The organism is Micromonospora sp. NPDC049101, assembly GCF_040648675.1.
Lineage (GTDB): Bacteria > Actinomycetota > Actinomycetes > Mycobacteriales > Micromonosporaceae > Micromonospora.
This window is the reverse complement of the sequence record NZ_JBEZED010000009.1, coordinates 1-18,456: the sequence shown is the minus strand read 5'-3', so window position 1 is coordinate 18,456 and position 18,456 is coordinate 1. Positions and strand designations below refer to the sequence as shown.

At 72.4% G+C, this 18,456-nt stretch carries 19 protein-coding genes; 11 read left to right on the top strand and 8 right to left on the bottom strand.

Annotated features, from left to right (window positions below; all coding sequences use genetic code 11):
- Positions 1 to 32 precede the first annotated feature (32 nt).
- Positions 33 to 602: a WHG domain-containing protein gene (locus tag AB0B57_RS14320; protein WP_357069017.1), complete on the bottom strand. Its 570-nt coding sequence runs from the start codon at positions 600 to 602 to the stop codon at positions 33 to 35.
- Positions 603 to 661: 59 nt separating this feature from the next.
- Between AB0B57_RS14320 and AB0B57_RS14315 the strand changes: the two genes are divergently transcribed.
- Positions 662 to 1,150, top strand: a complete 489-nt coding sequence (locus AB0B57_RS14315; protein WP_357069015.1) for an FBP domain-containing protein — start codon at positions 662 to 664, stop codon at positions 1,148 to 1,150.
- Positions 1,151 to 1,199: 49 nt separating this feature from the next.
- Here AB0B57_RS14315 and AB0B57_RS14310 read toward each other — a convergent pair whose 3' ends face one another.
- Positions 1,200 to 1,733 (bottom strand): GNAT family protein, encoded by a 534-nt coding sequence (locus AB0B57_RS14310; protein WP_357069013.1) that lies wholly within the window; start codon positions 1,731 to 1,733, stop codon positions 1,200 to 1,202.
- 158 nt (positions 1,734 to 1,891) lie between these two features.
- Between AB0B57_RS14310 and AB0B57_RS14305 the strand changes: the two genes are divergently transcribed.
- Both AB0B57_RS14305 and AB0B57_RS14300 read left to right on the top strand, forming a co-directional pair.
- Positions 1,892 to 2,374 (top strand): MarR family transcriptional regulator, encoded by a 483-nt coding sequence (locus AB0B57_RS14305; RefSeq protein ID WP_357069011.1) that lies wholly within the window; start codon positions 1,892 to 1,894, stop codon positions 2,372 to 2,374.
- Positions 2,375 to 2,384: 10 nt separating this feature from the next.
- Entirely contained in the window at positions 2,385 to 3,371 is a 987-nt protein-coding gene (locus AB0B57_RS14300; RefSeq protein WP_357069009.1) for a pirin family protein, read from the top strand.
- A gap of 64 nt (positions 3,372 to 3,435) precedes the next feature.
- Here the strand turns inward: AB0B57_RS14300 and AB0B57_RS14295 are convergent, their stop codons facing one another.
- Positions 3,436 to 3,564: a hypothetical protein gene (locus AB0B57_RS14295; protein ID WP_255508778.1), complete on the bottom strand. Its 129-nt coding sequence runs from the start codon at positions 3,562 to 3,564 to the stop codon at positions 3,436 to 3,438.
- 133 nt (positions 3,565 to 3,697) lie between these two features.
- On the opposite strand from AB0B57_RS14295, the gene AB0B57_RS14290 reads away from it, so the two are divergent.
- Entirely contained in the window at positions 3,698 to 5,287 is a 1,590-nt protein-coding gene (locus AB0B57_RS14290; protein WP_357069007.1) for a phospholipase D-like domain-containing protein, read from the top strand.
- On the opposite strand, the gene AB0B57_RS14285 is transcribed toward AB0B57_RS14290, so the two are convergent.
- The gene (locus AB0B57_RS14285) at positions 5,236 to 5,988 is read right to left on the bottom strand and encodes a hypothetical protein (RefSeq protein WP_357069005.1); all 753 of its coding nucleotides are present in this window, start codon (positions 5,986 to 5,988) and stop codon (positions 5,236 to 5,238) included. The two genes, AB0B57_RS14290 and AB0B57_RS14285, sit on opposite strands and share 52 nt — an antisense overlap.
- 373 nt (positions 5,989 to 6,361) lie before the next feature.
- Here AB0B57_RS14285 and AB0B57_RS14280 point away from each other — a divergent pair, with 373 nt between their 5' ends.
- Positions 6,362 to 7,186, top strand: a complete 825-nt coding sequence (locus AB0B57_RS14280) for a SigB/SigF/SigG family RNA polymerase sigma factor (RefSeq protein WP_357069003.1) — start codon at positions 6,362 to 6,364, stop codon at positions 7,184 to 7,186.
- A 108-nt stretch (positions 7,187 to 7,294) separates the two neighbouring features.
- Here the strand turns inward: AB0B57_RS14280 and AB0B57_RS14275 are convergent, their stop codons facing one another.
- From AB0B57_RS14275 to AB0B57_RS14265, 3 genes are read right to left on the bottom strand one after another with little or no spacing between them, the layout of a single operon-like run.
- The gene (locus AB0B57_RS14275) at positions 7,295 to 7,885 is read right to left on the bottom strand and encodes a GNAT family N-acetyltransferase (protein ID WP_357069001.1); all 591 of its coding nucleotides are present in this window, start codon (positions 7,883 to 7,885) and stop codon (positions 7,295 to 7,297) included.
- Positions 7,882 to 9,387, bottom strand: a complete 1,506-nt coding sequence (locus tag AB0B57_RS14270; protein WP_357068999.1) for an APC family permease — start codon at positions 9,385 to 9,387, stop codon at positions 7,882 to 7,884. Before AB0B57_RS14270 ends, AB0B57_RS14275 begins: the two co-directional genes overlap by 4 nt.
- A 45-nt stretch (positions 9,388 to 9,432) precedes the next feature.
- Entirely contained in the window at positions 9,433 to 10,059 is a 627-nt protein-coding gene (locus AB0B57_RS14265) for a GPP34 family phosphoprotein (protein ID WP_357068997.1), read from the bottom strand.
- A 184-nt stretch (positions 10,060 to 10,243) separates the two neighbouring features.
- Here AB0B57_RS14265 and AB0B57_RS14260 point away from each other — a divergent pair, with 184 nt between their 5' ends.
- Genes AB0B57_RS14260 through hrpB form a run of 3 tightly spaced genes read left to right on the top strand, consistent with a single transcriptional unit; the run spans position 10,244 to position 13,957 of the window.
- Entirely contained in the window at positions 10,244 to 11,068 is an 825-nt protein-coding gene (locus tag AB0B57_RS14260; RefSeq protein WP_357069434.1) for a helix-turn-helix transcriptional regulator, read from the top strand.
- A 41-nt stretch (positions 11,069 to 11,109) separates the two neighbouring features.
- A complete protein-coding gene (locus tag AB0B57_RS14255) occupies positions 11,110 to 11,310 on the top strand; it encodes a DUF397 domain-containing protein (RefSeq protein WP_357068995.1) in 201 nt (66 codons plus the stop codon).
- Positions 11,311 to 11,338: 28 nt separating this feature from the next.
- Entirely contained in the window at positions 11,339 to 13,957 is a 2,619-nt protein-coding gene (gene hrpB / locus AB0B57_RS14250; RefSeq protein WP_357068993.1) for an ATP-dependent helicase HrpB, read from the top strand.
- Between the two features lie 9 nt (positions 13,958 to 13,966).
- Here hrpB and AB0B57_RS14245 read toward each other — a convergent pair whose 3' ends face one another.
- On the bottom strand, positions 13,967 to 14,692 hold the full coding sequence (locus AB0B57_RS14245) for a protein phosphatase 2C domain-containing protein (protein WP_357068991.1): 726 nt from the start codon (positions 14,690 to 14,692) through the stop codon (positions 13,967 to 13,969).
- A 260-nt stretch (positions 14,693 to 14,952) separates the two neighbouring features.
- On the opposite strand from AB0B57_RS14245, the gene AB0B57_RS14240 reads away from it, so the two are divergent.
- The 3 genes from AB0B57_RS14240 to AB0B57_RS14230 all read left to right on the top strand — a co-directional run.
- The gene (locus AB0B57_RS14240) at positions 14,953 to 17,562 is read left to right on the top strand and encodes a glycoside hydrolase family 9 protein (protein ID WP_357068989.1); all 2,610 of its coding nucleotides are present in this window, start codon (positions 14,953 to 14,955) and stop codon (positions 17,560 to 17,562) included.
- A 74-nt stretch (positions 17,563 to 17,636) separates the two neighbouring features.
- Positions 17,637 to 17,906 (top strand): hypothetical protein, encoded by a 270-nt coding sequence (locus tag AB0B57_RS14235; protein WP_357068987.1) that lies wholly within the window; start codon positions 17,637 to 17,639, stop codon positions 17,904 to 17,906.
- Between the two features lie 94 nt (positions 17,907 to 18,000).
- On the top strand, positions 18,001 to 18,456 hold a 456-nt coding region (locus tag AB0B57_RS14230; RefSeq protein ID WP_357068985.1), incomplete at its 3' end, for a DUF222 domain-containing protein.

Here is an 18,456-nt window from a genome sequence, read left to right as displayed (position 1 = left end):
GCCGGGTGGGTGGACGCAGGCCCGCTCGGCCGTCAGCGCGACGGCCAGTTGGTGAGGACGGCGTCGAGGGCGTCCAGGGTGCGCGACCACGAGTCGTCGGTGGGGCGCGGGGTGTGCCGGAAGCCGCCGGTCCGTTCCAGGCTCACGAACCCGTGGAACGTGCTGTGCATCATCCGCACCGCGTCGGTCTGGTCGGGCTCGGAGAGCCGGTAGCCGCGCAGGATGGCCCGGGTCATCTCGGCGTGTCGGACGCCGGCGCTGGTGGCGGCGGTCTCCGGGTCCAGGTCGATCTGCATGGCGGCGTAGCGGCCCGGGTGCTCGCGCGCGTAGTCGCGGTACGCGTTGGCGAAGGCCACCAGCGCGTCCTTGCCGGCCCGGCCGGCGAGCGCGGCGCCGACCCGGTCGGCCAGTTCGGCCAGAGCCAGCAGGGCGACCCGGACCCGCAGGTCCTGCGCGTTTCTGAGGTGGAAGTACAGGCTCGCGTCCTTCACCCCGAACTGGCGCGCGAGCGCGGCGACTGTGACGTTCTGCATGCCCACCTCGTCGGCCAGCTCGGCCGCGGCCAGCGTCAGGCGTTCGACTGTCACTCCTGCACGTGCCATCCACCACACCCCAACCTAGCTGCCTTATTCGTTTGCCTAGGCGAGCTAGGCTACTCCCTATGCTAGCCCTGACCGAATCCGTCATCCGCGCCTCCTTCGTCAATTGCAGCCGAGGCGAGGCGAAGCGGCTGACCGTACCCAATGATCTTGCGATGCGTCCCTGGGACGACCTCGACTTCCTCGGCTGGCGGGACCCCTCCGCGCCGCAGCGGGCCTACCTGGTCGCCGAGACCGACGGCAAACTGGCCGGGGTGGTGCTGCGGGCCGCGGCGCACCAGACGGGGCGCGTGCGGCACAGCATGTGTTCGTTCTGCCTGACCACGCACCTCGGCGGCGGCGTCTCGTTGATGACCGCCCCCAAGGCCGGTCCAAGCGGACGGCAGGGTGACTCCGTGGGCACGTACCTGTGCTCCGACCTCGCCTGCTCGCTCTATCTGCGGGGCAAGAAGCACGCCGGGCCTCCCGCGCCCGAGCCGCTGCCCCTGCCGGAGCGGATCGAGCGCCTCGAGACCGCCCTCGCGGCGCTCCTCCGCAAGGTCACCGAGTGACGGTTCGCGGGCGGCCGGGGCCGAAGCATGTTCGGACCCCGGCCAGGCCCTAACTGTCGGTCGACAGGCGGGCGTGCAGGTGCTCGTCGTAGCGGCGGCCGTCGCCGTACCGGTACGACTCGCGCAGCGTCCCCTCGGCGCGGTAGCCGGCCCGGTCGGCGACCCGGCAGGAGGCCGGGTTGGCCACGGCGTGGCACAGTTCCACCCGGTGCAGCCGCAGGTCGGTGAACGCCCAGTCGGTGAGCCGGACGACGGCCCGCACCGCCACCTGACGCCCACGGGCCGCCGGCGCCGTCCAGTAACCGATGGACGCGTCGCCGCGGTGGATGTGGTGCAGCGACACCGAACCCAGCAGCTTCCCGTCGGCCGCCGAGGCCACCGCCATGGAGACGTGGTCACCGGCGGACCAGTCGGCCCGGCGGCGGACCCAGAGCAGCGCGGTCGCGTCGTCGATCGGGCCGCCACCCTGCGGGTTCCACTGGGCGATGGCCGGATCGAGCAGGGCGTCGCGCACCGCCGGAGCGTCCTCGTCTCGCCAGGGACGCAGCAGCAGGTCGGCGGTGGTGAGTTCCACGTGTTTCACGAGGCCGGAGTCTGGCACACCGCACCGCCATCGCACCGCTGATTTCACGGCCACTTCCTTCAAAGTTGCAGAAGCTGGCCGCTCGACGGCCGAAAACGTGACTCAGGCGACGCTCAACACCGGTAGTTAAATTTTGAAGTAGTGCTATCGTCGTGGACATGACCGAGAGCCTGGACCGCACCCGAGAGGCCGCCTGGCGCGCCTACATCGAGGCCAGTCAGCGTCTCTACACCCAGTTGGAAGAGGACCTGCGCGCCGACAGCGAGCTCAGCTTCGCCGACTACCACGTGCTGGTCCTGCTCTCCGAGGCACCGGGGCAACGGTTACGGATGGGCGAGCTGGCCAACCGGCTCATCTTCTCGCCCAGCCGACTGACGTACCAGGTCTCCTCCATGCAGCGCCGCGGCCTGGTCAGCAAGGAGCCCTGCCCGGACGACCGGCGCGGCAGCGAGGCGGTGCTCACCGCCGCCGGGCTGCTCGCCCTGTCCGAAGCCGCACCGCACCACCTGGCGTCGGTACGAGCCCACCTCATGGACGACCTCGACGACGACGAGGTCGCCTGCCTCACCCGGGTCTTCGACCGGCTCGGCCGCCGCCTGCGAGCGGCCCGGACCGCCTCGTCCACCCACGCCACCCGCTAAGGAGCCCCCGATGCCCGCGATCACCGTCGACAACGTCGTTGTCCTGCCGCGCCTGCCCCACCTCGGCGAGAGCACCGCATTCCGCAAGGTCCGCACGGTGACCACCGCGCCCAGCGGCTTCGAGGGCGAGGGCTTCCCGGTCCGTCGCGCCTTCGCCGGGGTGTCGACCACCGACCTGGACCCGTTCATCCACCTCGACCAGATGGGCGAGGTCGACTACGCGCCGGGCGAGCCGAAGGGCACCCCGTGGCACCCGCACCGCGGCTTCGAGACCGTCACGTACATCATCGACGGCGTCTTCGACCACCAGGACTCGAACGGCGGCGGCGGCACCATCACCGACGGCGACACGCAGTGGATGACGGCGGGCAGCGGCCTGCTGCACATCGAGGCGCCGCCGGAGCACCTGGTGGTGAGCGGTGGCCTCTTCCACGGCACCCAGCTCTGGGTCAACCTCCCGCGCTCGGCCAAGATGAACCCGCCCCGCTACCAGGACATCCGGGGTCGGGAGTCGGCCCTGCTCAGCACGCCCGACGGCGGCGCGCTGATCCGGGTCATCGCCGGCGAGGTCGCCGGGCACCGCGGCCCGGGGTCGACCTTCACGCCGATCACCATCACCCACGTCACGGTGCAGCCGGGGGCGCAGGTCGACCTGCCCTGGCAGCCCGACTTCAACGCCCTGGTGTACGTGCTCGGCGGTCGCGGCACGGTCGGCACCGAGCGGCGGCCGGTCCGCACCGGCCAGCTCGCGGTGCACGGTTCGGGCGACGCGTTGCGCTTCGCCGCGGACACCGCGCAGGCCAGCAACACCCCGGCGCTGGACCTCTACATCATGGGTGGAAAGCCGATCCGGGAGCCGGTGGCACAGTACGGCCCGTTCGTGATGAACACCCGCGACGAGCTGCTCCAGGCGTTCGACGACTTCAAGGCCGGCCGGCTCGGCGTGATCCCCACCGAGCGGCTGCCGCACACCGGCGGCCAGGGCACCCGGCCCTGACCCTTCGTCGGCACTGAGTTCGGCGCCGGCGCCCCCGGTTCACCACGGGCGCGCCGGCGCCGCCTCAGGAGACCGCAAAAATCCCAGCGACACCAAGAATCACCATCACCAACACCGCTACCAGCGCACCCCGTTCGCTCTCCACCGCCGGCTCGCGGTACTCGGTCACGGGATTCGTCGTGTCGCGGGGCATGGTGTGGCCTCCTCGGCTGTTGTCGTGTCGCTTCGATGGCGTTGGCCAGGTCACCGGTCTGCCGGGCTGGCGTGCGGACCCTCGTCCGGGGTCCTACCGTGAGGACGTTGCCGACCTCCAGGGGGGCTGGACGTTGCCGTCGCAGGACTGGTTCCTCACCGCGCAGGAACGCGCCAACCCGGTGTCTGGGTTACCCGTCTGGACCACGGGAAACCTGGCCGAGCCGTTGATTCACGGTGCCGCGTACTTCGACCGGCTGGTCGACGAGGTGCAGGCGCTTCAGGCCGGTGACCACCTGTTCTTCACCGACTGGCGGGGTGATCCGGACCAGCGGCTGCGCCCCGACGGCCCGACCGTGGCCCAGCTCTTCGCCCAGGCCGCCCAGCGCGGCGTGGTGGTCAAGGGCCTGATCTGGCGCTCGCACCTCGACGTGCTGGCCTACAGCGAGGCGGAGAATCGCGACCTCAGCGAGACGATCTCCGCGGCCGGCGGCGAGGTGCTGCTCGACCAGCGGGTCCGGCGCGGCGGCTCGCACCACCAGAAGCTGGTGGTGCTGCGACACCCGGGCGCACCCGACCGGGACGTCGCGTTCGCCGGGGGGATCGACCTGTGCCACAGCCGGCGCGACGACGCCGCGCACCACGGCGACCCGCAGCCGGTGCAGATGTCACAGCGGTACGGGCCCAACCCACCCTGGCACGACGTGCAACTCGCGGTGCGCGGTCCGGTGGTCGGCGCGTTGGACACGCTGTTCCGGGAACGCTGGACCGACCCGATGCCGCTGGACTCGGAGAACCCGATGGCCTACCTGCGGGACCGGTTGCGCGGCGCGGACCTGCGGCCGGACCCGCTGCCCGAGCAGCCCGCCGACCCGCCCGAGTGTGGTCCGCACCAGATCCAGGTGCTACGCACCTACCCCGCCGTCCGCCCGCGTTACTCGTTCGCACCCGACGGCGAGCGGACCGTGGCCCGCGGTTACACCAAGGCGGTACGCCGCGCCCGCCGACTCATCTACCTGGAGGACCAGTACCTGTGGTCGTCCGAGGTGGCGGACCTGTTCGCGCACGCGCTGCGCGACAACCCGGAGCTGCACCTGATCGCCGTGGTGCCCCGGCACCCGGACGTGGACGGCAGGTTGGCGCTGCCACCGAACATGGTCGGCCGCGAGCAGGCGCTGTCGCTGTGCGAGCGGGCCGCACCGGACCGGGTGCACGTGTTCGACGTGGAGAACCACACCGGCAACCCGGTCTACGTGCACGCGAAGGTGTGCGTGGTCGACGACGTCTGGGCCAGCGTGGGCAGTGACAACTTCAACCGCCGGTCCTGGACGCACGACAGCGAGTTGTCCTGCGCGGTGCTCGACGACACCCGCGACCAGCGGGAGCCCACCGACCCGGCCGGCCAGGGCGACGGTGCGCGCGTCTTCGCCCGGGACCTACGACTTCGTCTGTGGCGCGAGCACCTGGACCGGGACCCGGACGGCGCGGACGACGCCGACCTGCTCGACCCGGCGGACGCCGTCGCGGCCGTCACGGCCGCCGCCGACGCGCTCCAGCAGTGGTACGACGACGGCCAGGTGGGCGAGCGACCGCCCGGCCGGCTGCGCCCGCACCGCCCCGAGCGGCTGCCGTGGTACACCCGTGCCTGGGCGTTGCCGGTGTACCGGCTGGTCTACGACCCGGACGGCAGGCCGCTGCGGGCGAGGCTGGCCGGCACCTGGTGAGCCGGTCGGGTCGACTCCGCCGGGGCGGCGACCGGGTGCACGCTCAGCCCACCCGGGTAGGCGAACGAGGAGCGCGGCGAGTAGTAGCCGAAGCCGATGGTCAGCGGGTTGGCCGGGCGGAGCGCGTACAGCGGATGCTCGGGTTGCGGGAACTCCACCCACTCGACCTCGAACGGGGCGACCGGCTCGGCGACGAACGGGTAGACCGAGCTGAGCAGTTGCCCGTCGCGGCGGGTGAAGTAGCGGTGGTGCCCGCTGCTGATCGCGTGGCCGGTCTCCCCCACTCGGCACCGGGCCCGGATCAGCGTCGTCCCGTCGATCTCCGTCTCGGAGAGCAGCGCCTCGCCACTCACCTCGATCCGGGTCCGGCCGGTGCACACCGGGGCACCGCGAGCGGCGGCGTAGTCACGGACCCGCCCACTGGAGGCCACGTAGGTGGTCCACCAGCCGCCCGGGTTGAGACCGCCGGGCGCGTCGACGCCGAGCAGCGAGACGCCGAGGTAGGTGAGTGAGTACGCGCCGAAGCCGGAGGTCTGCGTCTCGTCCTCGACGACGTACTGGTTGAGGAACACCTGGTGGTCGGGGCGGGGGCACAGGCCGGGCGGGACCAGTGCGGCGACCGCGTCCGGGTCGGCCGGAACCCAGCTGAAGTAGAGCGTGCGGCTGTTCACGACGAGCTGGGGAGCGGCGGGATCGAGCACGGTGCCTCCGAACCGGGTGTGTACAGCGACGCTACGGCCGGTCCCACCAGCGGGACAACGACGGATAGTCGACACTCCTGTCCACATGTCGGATTTCGTATTGACCCATCGGTGGAGCCGGAGGGGCTGACCGGACGAGTCCGGGTGCTGGTCGATGCCGAATGCCGTCCGGAAACGGGTAAGGGTGATCACACACCTGCCAACCTGCGCCCTATTTGCACCTTTCGTACCTCGACACACCTTAAGTACATCAGCCTTTCGGCTAGATTTCCGGGAGACGATCAGGTTAAGGTGAGTCCCGAACGGCCCATTGAAAGCTAAACCAAAGTGCCACACCTTTTTGTCCGCGGACGAGGTGCAGGGAGGACCACCCATGACCGCGCCAACGATCACCGAGCAGCCGAGCACCACTGCCAAGGCCACCACCAAGCTCGACCCGCGCGCTCTCACCGACAGCGCCGCCGATCTGCTCAACGCCATGGCCGCGCTGCCCGCCAACCACCCGTCGCGGGCCGCCCTGCGGGACCGGGCGATCGAGGCCTGGCTGCCGCTGGCCAACCACCTGGCCCACCGCTACAGCGGGCGCGGCGAGCCGACCGACGACCTGGCCCAGACCGCCGCGGTCGGCCTGATCAAGGCCATCGACAAGTTCGACCCGTCCCGCGGTGTCGACTTCGCCGGGTACGCGATCCCCACCATCATCGGCGAGCTCAAGCGGCACTTCCGGGACCGCACCTGGGACATCCGGGTGCCCCGCCGGCTCCAGGAGCTGCGGCTGGCCATCTCCGACGCCAACAGCTCGCTCCTGCAGACCCTCGGCCGCTCGCCGACCGTCGCCGACATCGCCGCCCACCTCAAGCTCACCGAGGAAGAGGTGCTGGAGGGTCTGGAGGGCGCCCGCGCCTACAACGCGGTGTCGCTGTCCACCCCGACCGGTGACGGCGAGCGCGCCACCGAGCTGGGCGACATGCTCGGCGGTGAGGACAACGAGTTCGAGTTGGCGGAGCTGCGGGTCGCCCTCGGCCCGGCGCTGGCCACCCTCGACGAGCGCGAGCAGAAGATCCTGACGCTGCGCTTCTACGGCAACCTGACCCAGTCGCAGATCGCCGACCAGATCGGGGTCTCGCAGATGCACGTCTCGCGGCTGTTGACCCGGGCGCTGACCAAGCTGCGCGGGCAGCTCGACGGCACCTACTGAGCCAGTCACGACAGAGGGCCGGGTCGACGGACCCGGCCCTCTGTCGTACCCCCGTTGTCACGCTCGCGTGACACGTGCGGAGGTCCCTTCCGCACGTCGGTGGTGGGGTCAGCCGTCGGCCGGCTGCCGCCACATCGGCCAGAACGGTGTGCCGTCGGGCACCCGGAACGGCTCGCCGGCCAGGTAGCCGTGCTTCGCGTACAGGTCCCGGCTGCGCGGGCTGCTCGCCTCGACGTACGCCGGCATCCCGTTGGCGTCCAGCCAGGCGTGGTGATGCCGCATCAGCGCGCTGCCCAGCCCCTGCCCCTGCCGGCCCGGCTGGGTCGCCAGGAAGGCCAGGTGGTGGTGGTCCGGGTGCGGGTGGTTCGCCGCGAACAACTCGTCGAGATGCTGGAACCGGTCGGTCCACTCGCCGCAGGCGGCGGCCAGTCGGGCGTCGTAGTCCTCCGGCGGCGGAGCGGGCTCGCCGACCGACGGAAACCACACCGCGACCGAGGCCCGGTCCGCGGTGGCGTGGACCATGCCGTGCCGCATCGCGTGGCCGACCAGGATCTCGAAGTCCCCGGCCAGCACGGCCTCCCGCTTGCTCGCGTCGGGCACCAGCCAGTACGTCACCCTCAGGGCGGTGAACGCCTCGGCGATCCGGTTGGCCACGAGGGTGGTCTCCTCCGGCCCGAGTCGCTCGATGGTCACGCTCATCGGGTCACCCCCACCGTGGCCGGCGTCTCCGGCTTGACGGCGGCGCTCGCCGCGCCGAGGCCGATGCGGGCGTACGTGTCCGGTCGGTTGCCGCGCAACACCAGCGCCCAGCCGACGCCCAGGAGCGCCGCCACCGGGTAGACGGCGGGCAGTGCCCAGCGCAGGGTGGAGTCCGGCGCGACGCCGAGCAGGTTGGCGAAGTTCGACACGGCCAGCCAGATGATCACGAAGAGCGCGATAGTGGCCAGGCCGGGCGCGATGGCCCGCCGCCAGAGGTTCTCGCCGCCGCCGGAGCGGGCGAAGTAGACGATCACCGCCACCGAGGTGGTGGCGATCAACAGCAGGACGCCGAACCCACCGGTGGTGCCGCCCCAGAAGAACAGCTGGACCACCGGGTCCCAGCCGTTGACCGCGTACAGCAGGATGACCGCGAGACCGAGGACGCTCTGCGCCAGCGAGGCGGCCCGGGGCGCCCCGCTGCGGGGCGAGGTCTGCCCGAACACCGCCGGCAGCACCCGCTCCCGACCGAGCGCGAAGGCGTAGCGGGCCGTGGTGTTGTGGAACGAGATCATCGCGGCGAGCACCGAGGTCAGGAAGAGCACCTGCCCGATGGTGACTGCGGTGTCGCCGAGGTGCGCGGCGGCCAGGTTGAAGATCAGTCCGACGCTCTGCTCGCCGGCCTCGGCGACGATCTGGTCCGGCCCGACGGCGACCGTCATGGTCCACGACGACAGCGCGTAGAGCCCGGCGATGATCACCACCGAGAGGTACGTCGCGAGCGGCACCGTCCGCTTCGGGTCCTTGCTCTCCTCGCTGAAGACCACTGCGGACTCGAAGCCGACGAAGCCGAGGATGGCCAGCACCAGCACCGCGCCGACGCCCGGCACGAAGAGGTTGTCCGGCGAGAACGTGGCGAAGCTGACCTGGTCGCCGGCCGGGTTGCCGAGCTGTCCCAGGTCGAAGACGAGGATCACGACGATCTCGGCGACCAGCAGCGCGGCCAGGACCATCCCGTTGATGTCCACCCGGAGCATGCCGAGCAGGCCGACCAACGCCCACGCCACCAGGGCCACGACGGCCCAGTGCGGGTGCCCGCCGAAGATCCGGTCGAGCACCGGCTCGGCCGCCACACCGATGGTGCCGTACAGGCCGACCTGCAACGCGTTGTACGCGACGAGCGCGACCCAGGCGGCGCCGACGCCGGCCGGTCGGCCCAGTCCGCGGGAGATGTAGGCGTAGAAGGCCCCGGCGTTCTCCACCCGCCGCGACATCGCCACGTAGCCCACCGAGAACAGGGCGAGCACCGCGGCCACCAGCAGGAAGGCCAGCGGGATGCCGGTCACCCCGATGACGCCGTAGCCGGTGGTGACGACGCCGGCCACCACGGTCAGCGGCGCGGCGGCGGAGAGCACGAAGAAGATCACCGAGGGGATGCCGAGGCGGCCTCGGGCCAGGGCCTCGGAGACGTTGCTGGGTCGGTCGACTGTCGATGTCGGGGGCATACGACTACTCCGGTTGTCGAGGGGAGGGTAGGGGTTACCGGGGGGTCAGGGGAGACCGCGCAGCACGGCGGCGCCGACGGCCGCTTCGGTGTGTCCGACGAGTTCCTTCAGGGGTGCCGGCAACGCGGGGATGAGGACGTTCAGCCGGTGGTGCGCGCGGGGGCCGGCGCTCCACAGCACCTCGCGGGTCAGCCCGGCGGCCACGACCAGGCCCAGCAACAGCGCGTCCGGCACGCTCGGCGGGTCCGGCCGGTCCAGCAGGGCCCGCAGCCGGGTGGCCGGCCAGGCCACCGCGTTCAGGTCGATCGGCAGGTAGGTGACCGAGGTGCGCAGCAGCCGGCGGCTCTCCTGGCGGCGCAGCACCCCGGCGCGGGCCAGCCGCTCCCCCACCGAGGCCGTCGCGGTCTGCGCCAGGAAGCTGAGCCAGGTACGCAGTTCCTGGTGTTGGGACTCGCCGATGAGCTGGTCGAGCACGGTGTGCGCGAGGGCGTCGGCCGGCGGACGCCTGTCGATGACGGTGACCCGTCCGGCCGCGACGTGGATGTGTCCGTAGATGAGCAGCTCGCCGAGCAGCCCGCCGGCCAGTCCGAGGCCGGTCGCCGCCGGATGCAGTTTGGCCTTGCCACGACTGTCGTTGTGTGCGATCAGAAAGAACTCGTCGGCGATGAGCAACGGCCCTCCCGCACAGGTGTGTCCACAAGTGATCGCGACCGGGCAAGGATGCACCGACAGCTACTGCAACGCAACTCCCAGATTTGAAAGTTGCACTGCGTGCTGGGGCGACCTGCGGATCTTGTCGTGGCAGACTCGGACGGTGACCGCCACCCCCACCACCGGGCCCACCGCCAGCCCGACCGTGCGCCGTCGACGCATCGCCCGGGAGCTCCGCCAGCTACGGGAACGCGCGGGCATGACCCTCGATGTGGCCGCCCGTCAGCTCGACATGTCCAAGAGCAACCTCTCCCGGATCGAGACCGCGCAGATCGGCATCAAGCCACGCGACGTCCGGGCGGCGCTCGCGCTCTACCAGGTGACCGGATCGGACGCCGAGGCGCTGATCGAGATCGCCCGAGGGGCCCAGCAGCGCGGCTGGTGGCAGAGCTACAGCGACGTGCTGCCCGAGTGGTTCGAGTTCTACGTCGGGTTGGAAGCCGAGGCCGCGGCGCTGCGCACGTACGAGGCCGAGTCGGTGCCCGGGCTGCTGCAGACCGAAGCGTACGCCCGGGAGATCTTCCGGCGCACCGCCGGCGAGGACGGCCTGGAGCGCAAGGTCGCCGCCCGACTGCGCCGACAGGAGGTGCTGCGCCGCGACGACCCGGTCCACCTGTCGGTGGTACTGAACGAGGCGGTGCTGCTGCGCCCGGTGGGCGGCACCGCGGTGATGGCCGACCAGTTGGTCCACATGAGTCGCATCGCGCAGCTACCCAACGTAATAGTTCAGGTACTTCCATTCGCGGCCGGCGGGCATCCCGCGATGAGCACCCCATACGTGCTCCTCAACTTCGCCGACACCGCCGACGCATCCGTGGTTTACCTGGATAACCTATCGATGGGACTGGCGCTGGAGGATGTCGACCAGGTGCTCCGGTATAGCCTTCTCCACGAGGAGCTGTGCCGTCTGGCGCTCGATCCGGCGGCATCGTTGATCCGCCTGGAGGACGCTTCTCGTTACTTTGCGTGACCGCTTCGGCGGCATGCCGACGCAGACGAGGGGTACCGCAGATGACGGCGCACGACCTGACCCGGCTGGACTGGCGCACCAGCACGCGCAGCAGCGGCAACGGCAACTGCGTGGAGGTCGCGACGGCCGCTGGCCAGGTCGCCGTCCGGGACAGCAAGGACCGCTCCGGTCCCGCGCTCGCCTTCGGCCCGACGGCCTGGCGGGCCTTCGTGCTCGGCGTCGGCGAGGTCCGTCGCCCCTGAGGCGCCCGCGCCGGTGCGAGACTGGGCCGTGCTCTCCGACGTAACCCTGGACCTGCCGGTACGCCCGGTGCTGCCGGCGCTGGTCGCGGCACTCGACGCGGCCGGGGCCGGCGTCCTGGTCGCCCCGCCGGGCACCGGCAAGACCACCCTCGCGCCGTTGGCCGTGGCCGACCAGGTGAGCGGTCGGGTGGTGATCGCGCAGCCCCGCCGGGTGGCCGCGCGCGCAGCCGCCCGCCGGATGGCCGAGTTGCTCGGCGAGCGGGTCGGCGAACGCGTCGGCTACGCGGTGCGCGGCGAGCGCCGGGCCAGCCCGGCCACGCGGGTGGAGGTGGTCACCACCGGCCTGCTGGTCCGCCGACTGCACCACGACCCGGAGCTGCCCGGCACGGGCGCGGTGCTGCTCGACGAGTGCCACGAGCGGCAACTCGACGCCGACCTGGCGCTGGCCTTCACCGTGGAGGCGCGGGCCACCCTTCGCCCGGATCTCTGGCTGCTGGCGATGTCCGCGACTCCGGACACGGACCGCTTCGCCGCGCTGCTCGGCGGGTCCGTCCCGGCCCCGGTGGTCCGGGCCGACTCGGCGCTGCACCCGGTCGAGCGGATCTGGGCGCCGCCGGCGCGTCCGATCGCCCCGTCCGGAGCCGGGCCGGTGGATCGGGCCCTGCTCGACCACGTGGCCGCCACCGTCCGGCGGGCGCTGGCCGAGCGTGCCGGTGACGTGCTGGTCTTCCTGCCCGGAGCCGGCGAGATCGCGGCGGTCAGCGGCCGGCTGGCCGATCTGCGGGACACCGTCGCGCTGCTGCCGCTGCACGGTCGGCAACGCGGCTCCGAGCAGGACGCGGCCCTGCGCCCCGCCGATCGCCGCCGGGTCGTGCTGGCCACCGCGCTGGCCGAGACCAGCCTGACCGTGCCGGGCGTACGGGTGGTGGTGGACGCCGGGTTGTCCCGGGTGCCCCGCATCGACCTCGCCCGTGGGCTGGGCGCGCTCGTCACCGTGCCGGTCTCCCGAGCCGCCGCCACCCAGCGGGCGGGCCGGGCCGGCCGGGAGGCCCCCGGCTACGTCTACCGCTGCTGGTCGGCCGCGACCCACGAGCGGCTGCCCGCCCGAGCCGAGCCGGAGATCGCCACCGCCGACCTGACCGGCTTCGCACTGGAGCTGGCCGCCTGGGGCTCGCCGGACGGCGTCGGGCTCGCGCTGCCCGACCCGCCACCGGCCGCCGCGCTCACGGTGGCCCAGGACACCCTGCGCACCCTGGGCGCGGTCGACGTCGACGGTCGGATCACCGCGCGCGGGCGGGCGATCGCCGCCGCCGGCGCGCACCCACGGCTGGCCCGGGCGCTGCTCGACGGCGCCGGTCGGGTCGGCGCCGACCGGGCGGCCGAGGTGGTCGCCCTGCTCGCCGAGGAGAGCGCTGCCGGCCCCGGTGACGACCTGGTCGCCGGCTGGCGTCGGCTACGCACCGGAGTCGACGCGGGCGCGACCGCCCGGTGGCGCACCGAGGTACGCCGGCTGCGCGCCGCGTTGCCCTCCGGCTCCGACGGCCCCGCCCCGGCCAGCGCCGAAGCGAGCCCCACACGCCGCCGGAGCGAGCGCGACCGGACCGAGCGCGACCGGACCACGGCCGACCGCGCCGAAGGGCACCGGGCTGACCGCACGGGTGGCCTGAGTGACGATCTCGCCGCCGGGTTGCTCGTCGGTCTGGCGTACCCGGAGCGGTTGGCCCGGGTGCGGCGGCCGGGCGGCTCGGCGTACCTGATGACCGGCGGGACCGCCGCGGAGCTGGCGGCCGGGTCGGGGCTGGCCGGGTCCGACTGGCTGGCGGTGGCCGTCGCGGACCGCACCCCCGGCGCGCCGTCGGCCCGGATCCGCCGGGCCTCGCCGGTGGACGAGGCGACGGCCCGGGAGGCGGCCGGGCCGCTGCTGCGCACGAGCCGCGAGGTCGGCTGGTCCGACGGCGACGTGGTGGCCCGGGAGGTGACCCGACTGGGCGCGATCGAGCTGCTCCAGCGGCGACTGGACCGGCCGGAGCGGGCGGAGGTGGCGGCGGCGGTGCTGACCGGCCTGCGCCAGGAGGGGTTGGGGCTGCTGACCTGGACGCCGGCGGCGCGGGCACTGCGTGAGCGTCTCGGGTTCCTCCGGCACCATCTGGGCGCACCGTGGCCGGAGGTCGGCGACGAGGCGTTGCTCGACGCCGCGCCGACCTGGCTGGGCCCGGAGTTGACCGGGGCCCGGCGGCGGGCCGACCTGGCCCGGGTGGACGTGACCTCGGCGCTGCGCCGGCTGCTGCCCTGGGCGCAGGCCGCCCGCCTGGACGAGTTCGCCCCGGAGCGGATCGAGGTGCCGAGCGGTTCCCGGGTCCGGGTGGACTACACCGACCCGGCCGCACCGGTGCTCGCGGTGAAGCTCCAGGAGACGTTCGGCTGGTCGACGGCTCCCCGCGTCGGTGCCGGGCGGACGCCGGTGCTGCTGCACCTGCTCTCCCCCGCGGGCCGGCCGGTGGCGGTCACCGCCGACCTGGAGTCGTTCTGGCGTACCGGCTACCCGCAGGTGCGCGCCGAGTTGCGCGGGCGCTATCCCCGGCACCCGTGGCCGGAGGACCCCGCGACGGCGACGCCCACCCGGCGCGTCACGCCACGCCGACGGTGAGCGGCGGCCCTACTCCTGCAGGACGTCGGCCACCACGACACTCACGTTGTCGGGTGCGCCGGCGTGCAGTGCCAGATCGATCAGCTTGGCCGTGCAGGCCGTCCGATCGGGATAGTCCCGGAGCACCTCGGCGAGGGTGTCCGGGCGGACGACGTTGGAGAGCCCGTCGCTGCACAGCAGCCACCGGTCGCCGACGCGGGGCACCATCGTCGAGTAGGACGGGGTGACCTCGTCACCCTGTAGGGCCTGGGTGACGACGGCCCGGCGCGGATGGCTGCTGGCCTGGTCCGCGGTGATCACACCCTGGTCCACCAACATCTGGACGAACGTGTCGTCCCGGGTGACCTGCTTGAGCACGCCCTCGCGGAACAGGTAGGCCCGGGAGTCGCCGACGTGCGCGAGGGCCAGGCAACTGCCGGTACGGGCGAAGAGCAGGGCGGTCAGTGTGGTGCCCATGCCCTGACGCTCGGGATCCTCGGCGACCGCCTGCCGGATCCGGGAGGTGGCCAGCGCGATGCCACCTTCGAGCGCGGCCACCAGGGCGTCCTCGGGGGTCTCCACGTCCAGCGGGGCCACCGCGTCGATGGTGAGGGCGCTGGCCAGGTCGCCGGCGGCCATCCCGCCCATGCCGTCGGCGACGGCGACGAGCCAGTCGCCGGCGTGCAGGGCGTCCTGGTTTCCGCTGCGGATCAGCCCACGGTCGCTCGTTCCGACGGAACGCAGCTTCAGGGTCATGGGAGGCAGCCTGCCAGGCGAAGGGCGCAGTTGTCTCTAGGAGATCAGGACGACGGCGCGTGGCGCGGTGAATCTCACGTCCGCACGCCGGTGTCCCGGGATGCGGCGGCCGCCGCACCCGCCCTCGTCACACGCCAGAAACCATCCAGTCAGATCAATTGACACGGCGTGCCGCCGCTGGAAACATCGAGCCGATACCTGGGAGCGCTCCCAGGAATCCGCCACCACCACCGTCCCCCACCCGTCCGGAAGGACTCCCCGTGACGAGATCCCGACGCCGCCTCCTGTTGGCCGCGGCGACCACCCTGGCCCTCACTGGCGCGGGCGCCGGCGCGGCCCACGCCGAGCCACCACCGGACGCCCCCGAGCAGATCGACAACGGCGACTTCAGCGAGGGCGTGAGCCCCTGGTTCTCCTTCGGCACCGGCGCGCTCGCGGTCACCGACGGCCAGCTCTGCACCACAGTGGCGGGTGGGTTGGCCAACCCCTGGGACGCCGGCATCGGCCAGGACGGGGTGCCGCTGATCGCGGGCGCCGAATACACCCTCGGCTTCGACGTCTCCGCCTCCCCCGGCGCCTCCCTCAAGGCCGTGCTGCAACTCGGCAGCGCCCCGTACACCACGTACGCGGCGGTGGACGCCACCGCGACCGGCACTCTCCAGCGCGTCGAGCAGACCTTCACCGTCCCGGAGACCAACCCCGGCGCCCAGCTGATCTTCCAGGTCGGCGGCTCCGCCCAGACGCAGACCATCTGCCTCGACGACGTCTCGCTGCGCGGCGGCGAACCGCCCGAGCCGTACGTGCCGGACACCGGGCCGCGGGTCCGCGTCAACCAGGTCGGTTACCTGCCCGGCGGCCCGAAGAACGCCACGGTCGTGACCGAGTCCACCGATCCGCTGCCCTGGCAGCTGCGCACGGGTGCCGGTGCCGTCGTGGCCAGTGGCACCACCACCGCGCGTGGCGTCGACGCCGCCTCCGGGCAGAACGTGCAGACCGTCGACTTCTCCAGCTACCGCACCCCCGGCAGCGGGCTGACGCTCACCGTCGACGGCGAGACCAGCCGCCCGTTCGACATCTCCGGCACCCTCTACGACCAACTGCGCTCCGACTCGCTGCAGTTCTTCTACGCCCAGCGCAGCGGCATCGCCATCGACGGGGACCTGATCGGCGACGAGTACGCCCGCCCCGCCGGGCACCTCGACGTGGCGCCCAACAAGGGCGACACCAACGTGCCCTGCCAGCCGGGCGTCTGCGACTACTCGCTGGACGTGCGCGGCGGTTGGTACGACGCCGGTGACCACGGCAAGTACGTCGTCAACGGCGGCATCGCCACCTACCAACTGCTGAACACCTTCGAGCGCACCAAGACCGCGGCCACCGCCGACGGCGGCGCCGCACTCGCCGACAGCACGCTGCGGGTGCCCGAGCGCAACAACGGCGTGCCGGACATCCTCGACGAGGCCCGCTGGGAGCTGGAGTTCCTGCTGCGCATGCAGGTGCCGGCCGGCAAGCCGCTCGCCGGCATGGTCCACCACAAGATCCACGACCAGAACTGGACCGGGCTGCCGCTCGCCCCGCAGGACGACCCGCAGCCGCGTGAGCTGCACCCGCCGTCGACCGCGGCCACCCTCAACCTGGCCGCCACCGCCGCCCAGTGCGCGCGGCTCTTCGCCCCCTACGACGCGGCGTTCGCGACCCGTTGCGGCACCGCCGCGAAGACGGCCTACGCCGCCGCCAAGGCCCACCCCGCGGTGTACGCCAGCCCGACCGACGGCACCGGTGGCGGCGCGTACGACGACAGCAATGTCACCGACGAGTTCTACTGGGCGGCGGCCGAGCTGTACCTGAGCACCGGTGCGCAGACCTACCTGACCGACCTGACCGCGTCGCCGCACCACACCGGTGACGTGTTCGACCCGCGCGGCTTCGGCTGGCAGAGCACGGCGGCGCTGGGCCGCCTCGACCTGGCCACCGTGCCGAGCGGGCTGCCCACCGCCGACCTCACCCGGATCCGCGCCTCGGTCACCACCGCCGCCGACGCGTACCTCGCCGAGCTCCGCCGGCAGGCGTACGGGCTGCCGATGCCCGGCGACGCCAACAGCTACTTCTGGGGCGGCAACAGCAGCATCATCAACAACGCGATCGTGCTGGGCACCGCCTTCGACCTGACCAGCAACCCCGTCTACCGCGACGGCGCGACGCAGGCGATGGACTACGTGCTCGGCCGCAACGCCCTCAACATCTCCTATGTCACCGGGTGGGGCGAGCACGCGGCAGAGAACCAGCACAGCCGGATCTTCGGCCACCAGCTCGACCCGAACCTGCCCCGCCCGCCCGCCGGCTCCCTCGCCGGTGGCGCGAACGCCGCCCTCCAGGACCCGTTCGTGGCCAAACTGCTCGCCGGCTGCGCACCGCAGTTCTGCTACGTCGACGACATCAACTCGTACTCGACGAACGAGGTGGCGATCAACTGGAACTCGGCGCTGACCTGGATCGCCTCGTTCCTGGCCGACCAGGGTGACGCCGGCGCGGTGCCGGCCACCACCTGCTCGGTGACCTACAGCAACTACGGCACCTGGCAGGGCGGCACCGGATTCACCTCCCAGCTGACCATCCGCAACACCGGTGCCACGGCCGTCAACGGCTGGAGCGTGCGCTTCGCGTTCACCGGCGACCAGCGGGTGCGCGAGGCATGGTTGGCGAAGGTCACCCAGTCCGGTGCGACGGTGACCGCGAAGAACGAGTCACACAACGCCAAGATCAATCCTGGCGGCACTGTGACGTTCGGCTTCAACGCGACCACCTCCGGCGGCGCCAACCCGAACCCGGGCCTGGTCACCGTCAACGGCAGCCCCTGCTCGCTCTCCTGAGCACGCCCGGCTGGTGGCCGCCCCCCTCGGGCGGCCACCAGCTCGGCCGGATCCGCATCCCTACCATCGCGAACATGGATGGACGAGTGTGGATCCTGGTCGGGGTGGGCGCCCTGCTGCTCGCCGTGTTCCTGGTGGCCGCGCTGCTGGTCGTCGGGCGGCGCAGGCGTCGCGCACCGGCCGGAGCCGGCGAGACGATGCGCCGAGCCCGCCAGGCGATCCAGGCGAGCGGGCACCGTCAGCGCCGCCACCGCCGGGGCACCATGCGCGGCGAGGGGTACGGCGGCGACGACAACCAGGCCTACAACAGTGGCATCGCCAGCGACTCCGGCGGCGAGCCCTGACCGCGGTCCCGCGCGCTGATCCGGGCCTGTCACCGCTACCGCCAGGGCGAGCAGACGACAGAAGAATGTCGTACGCCTGTTCTAATCTATTGGCGTGATTGAAACGTTGGAGCAGGCCGAGGCTGCCGTGGCGGCCTGCTTCGACACAGCGGCCTGGGCCGCCAGCGAGCACGATCTCGTGGCGGCGCTGGATGCCACGCACCGCCTTGAGCAGCGACTGGCCGCAGTCAAGCTGACCCTCGTGCGCGAGCTGGACGGTCGCGGCACCGCGACGGCGCAGGGCGCGTCCTCGACGGCGGTGTGGCTCCGCGACCGGTTACGCCTCGGGGTCGGCGCGGCCCGCCGCCTGGTCGAGCTGGCCGCGACGCTCGACACCGCCCCGCCCGGCGTGCGGGACGCGTTGGCCGGCGGGTCGGTCGACGTGGAGCAGGTGCGGGTCATCGCCGGCACCGTCGAGACCGTCCAGGCCAGCGCCGGCCCGGAGGCCGCCGACAAGGCCGTCGGCGTCCTCGTCGACTGGGCAACACAGTTCGACGCCACCCTGCTGCGC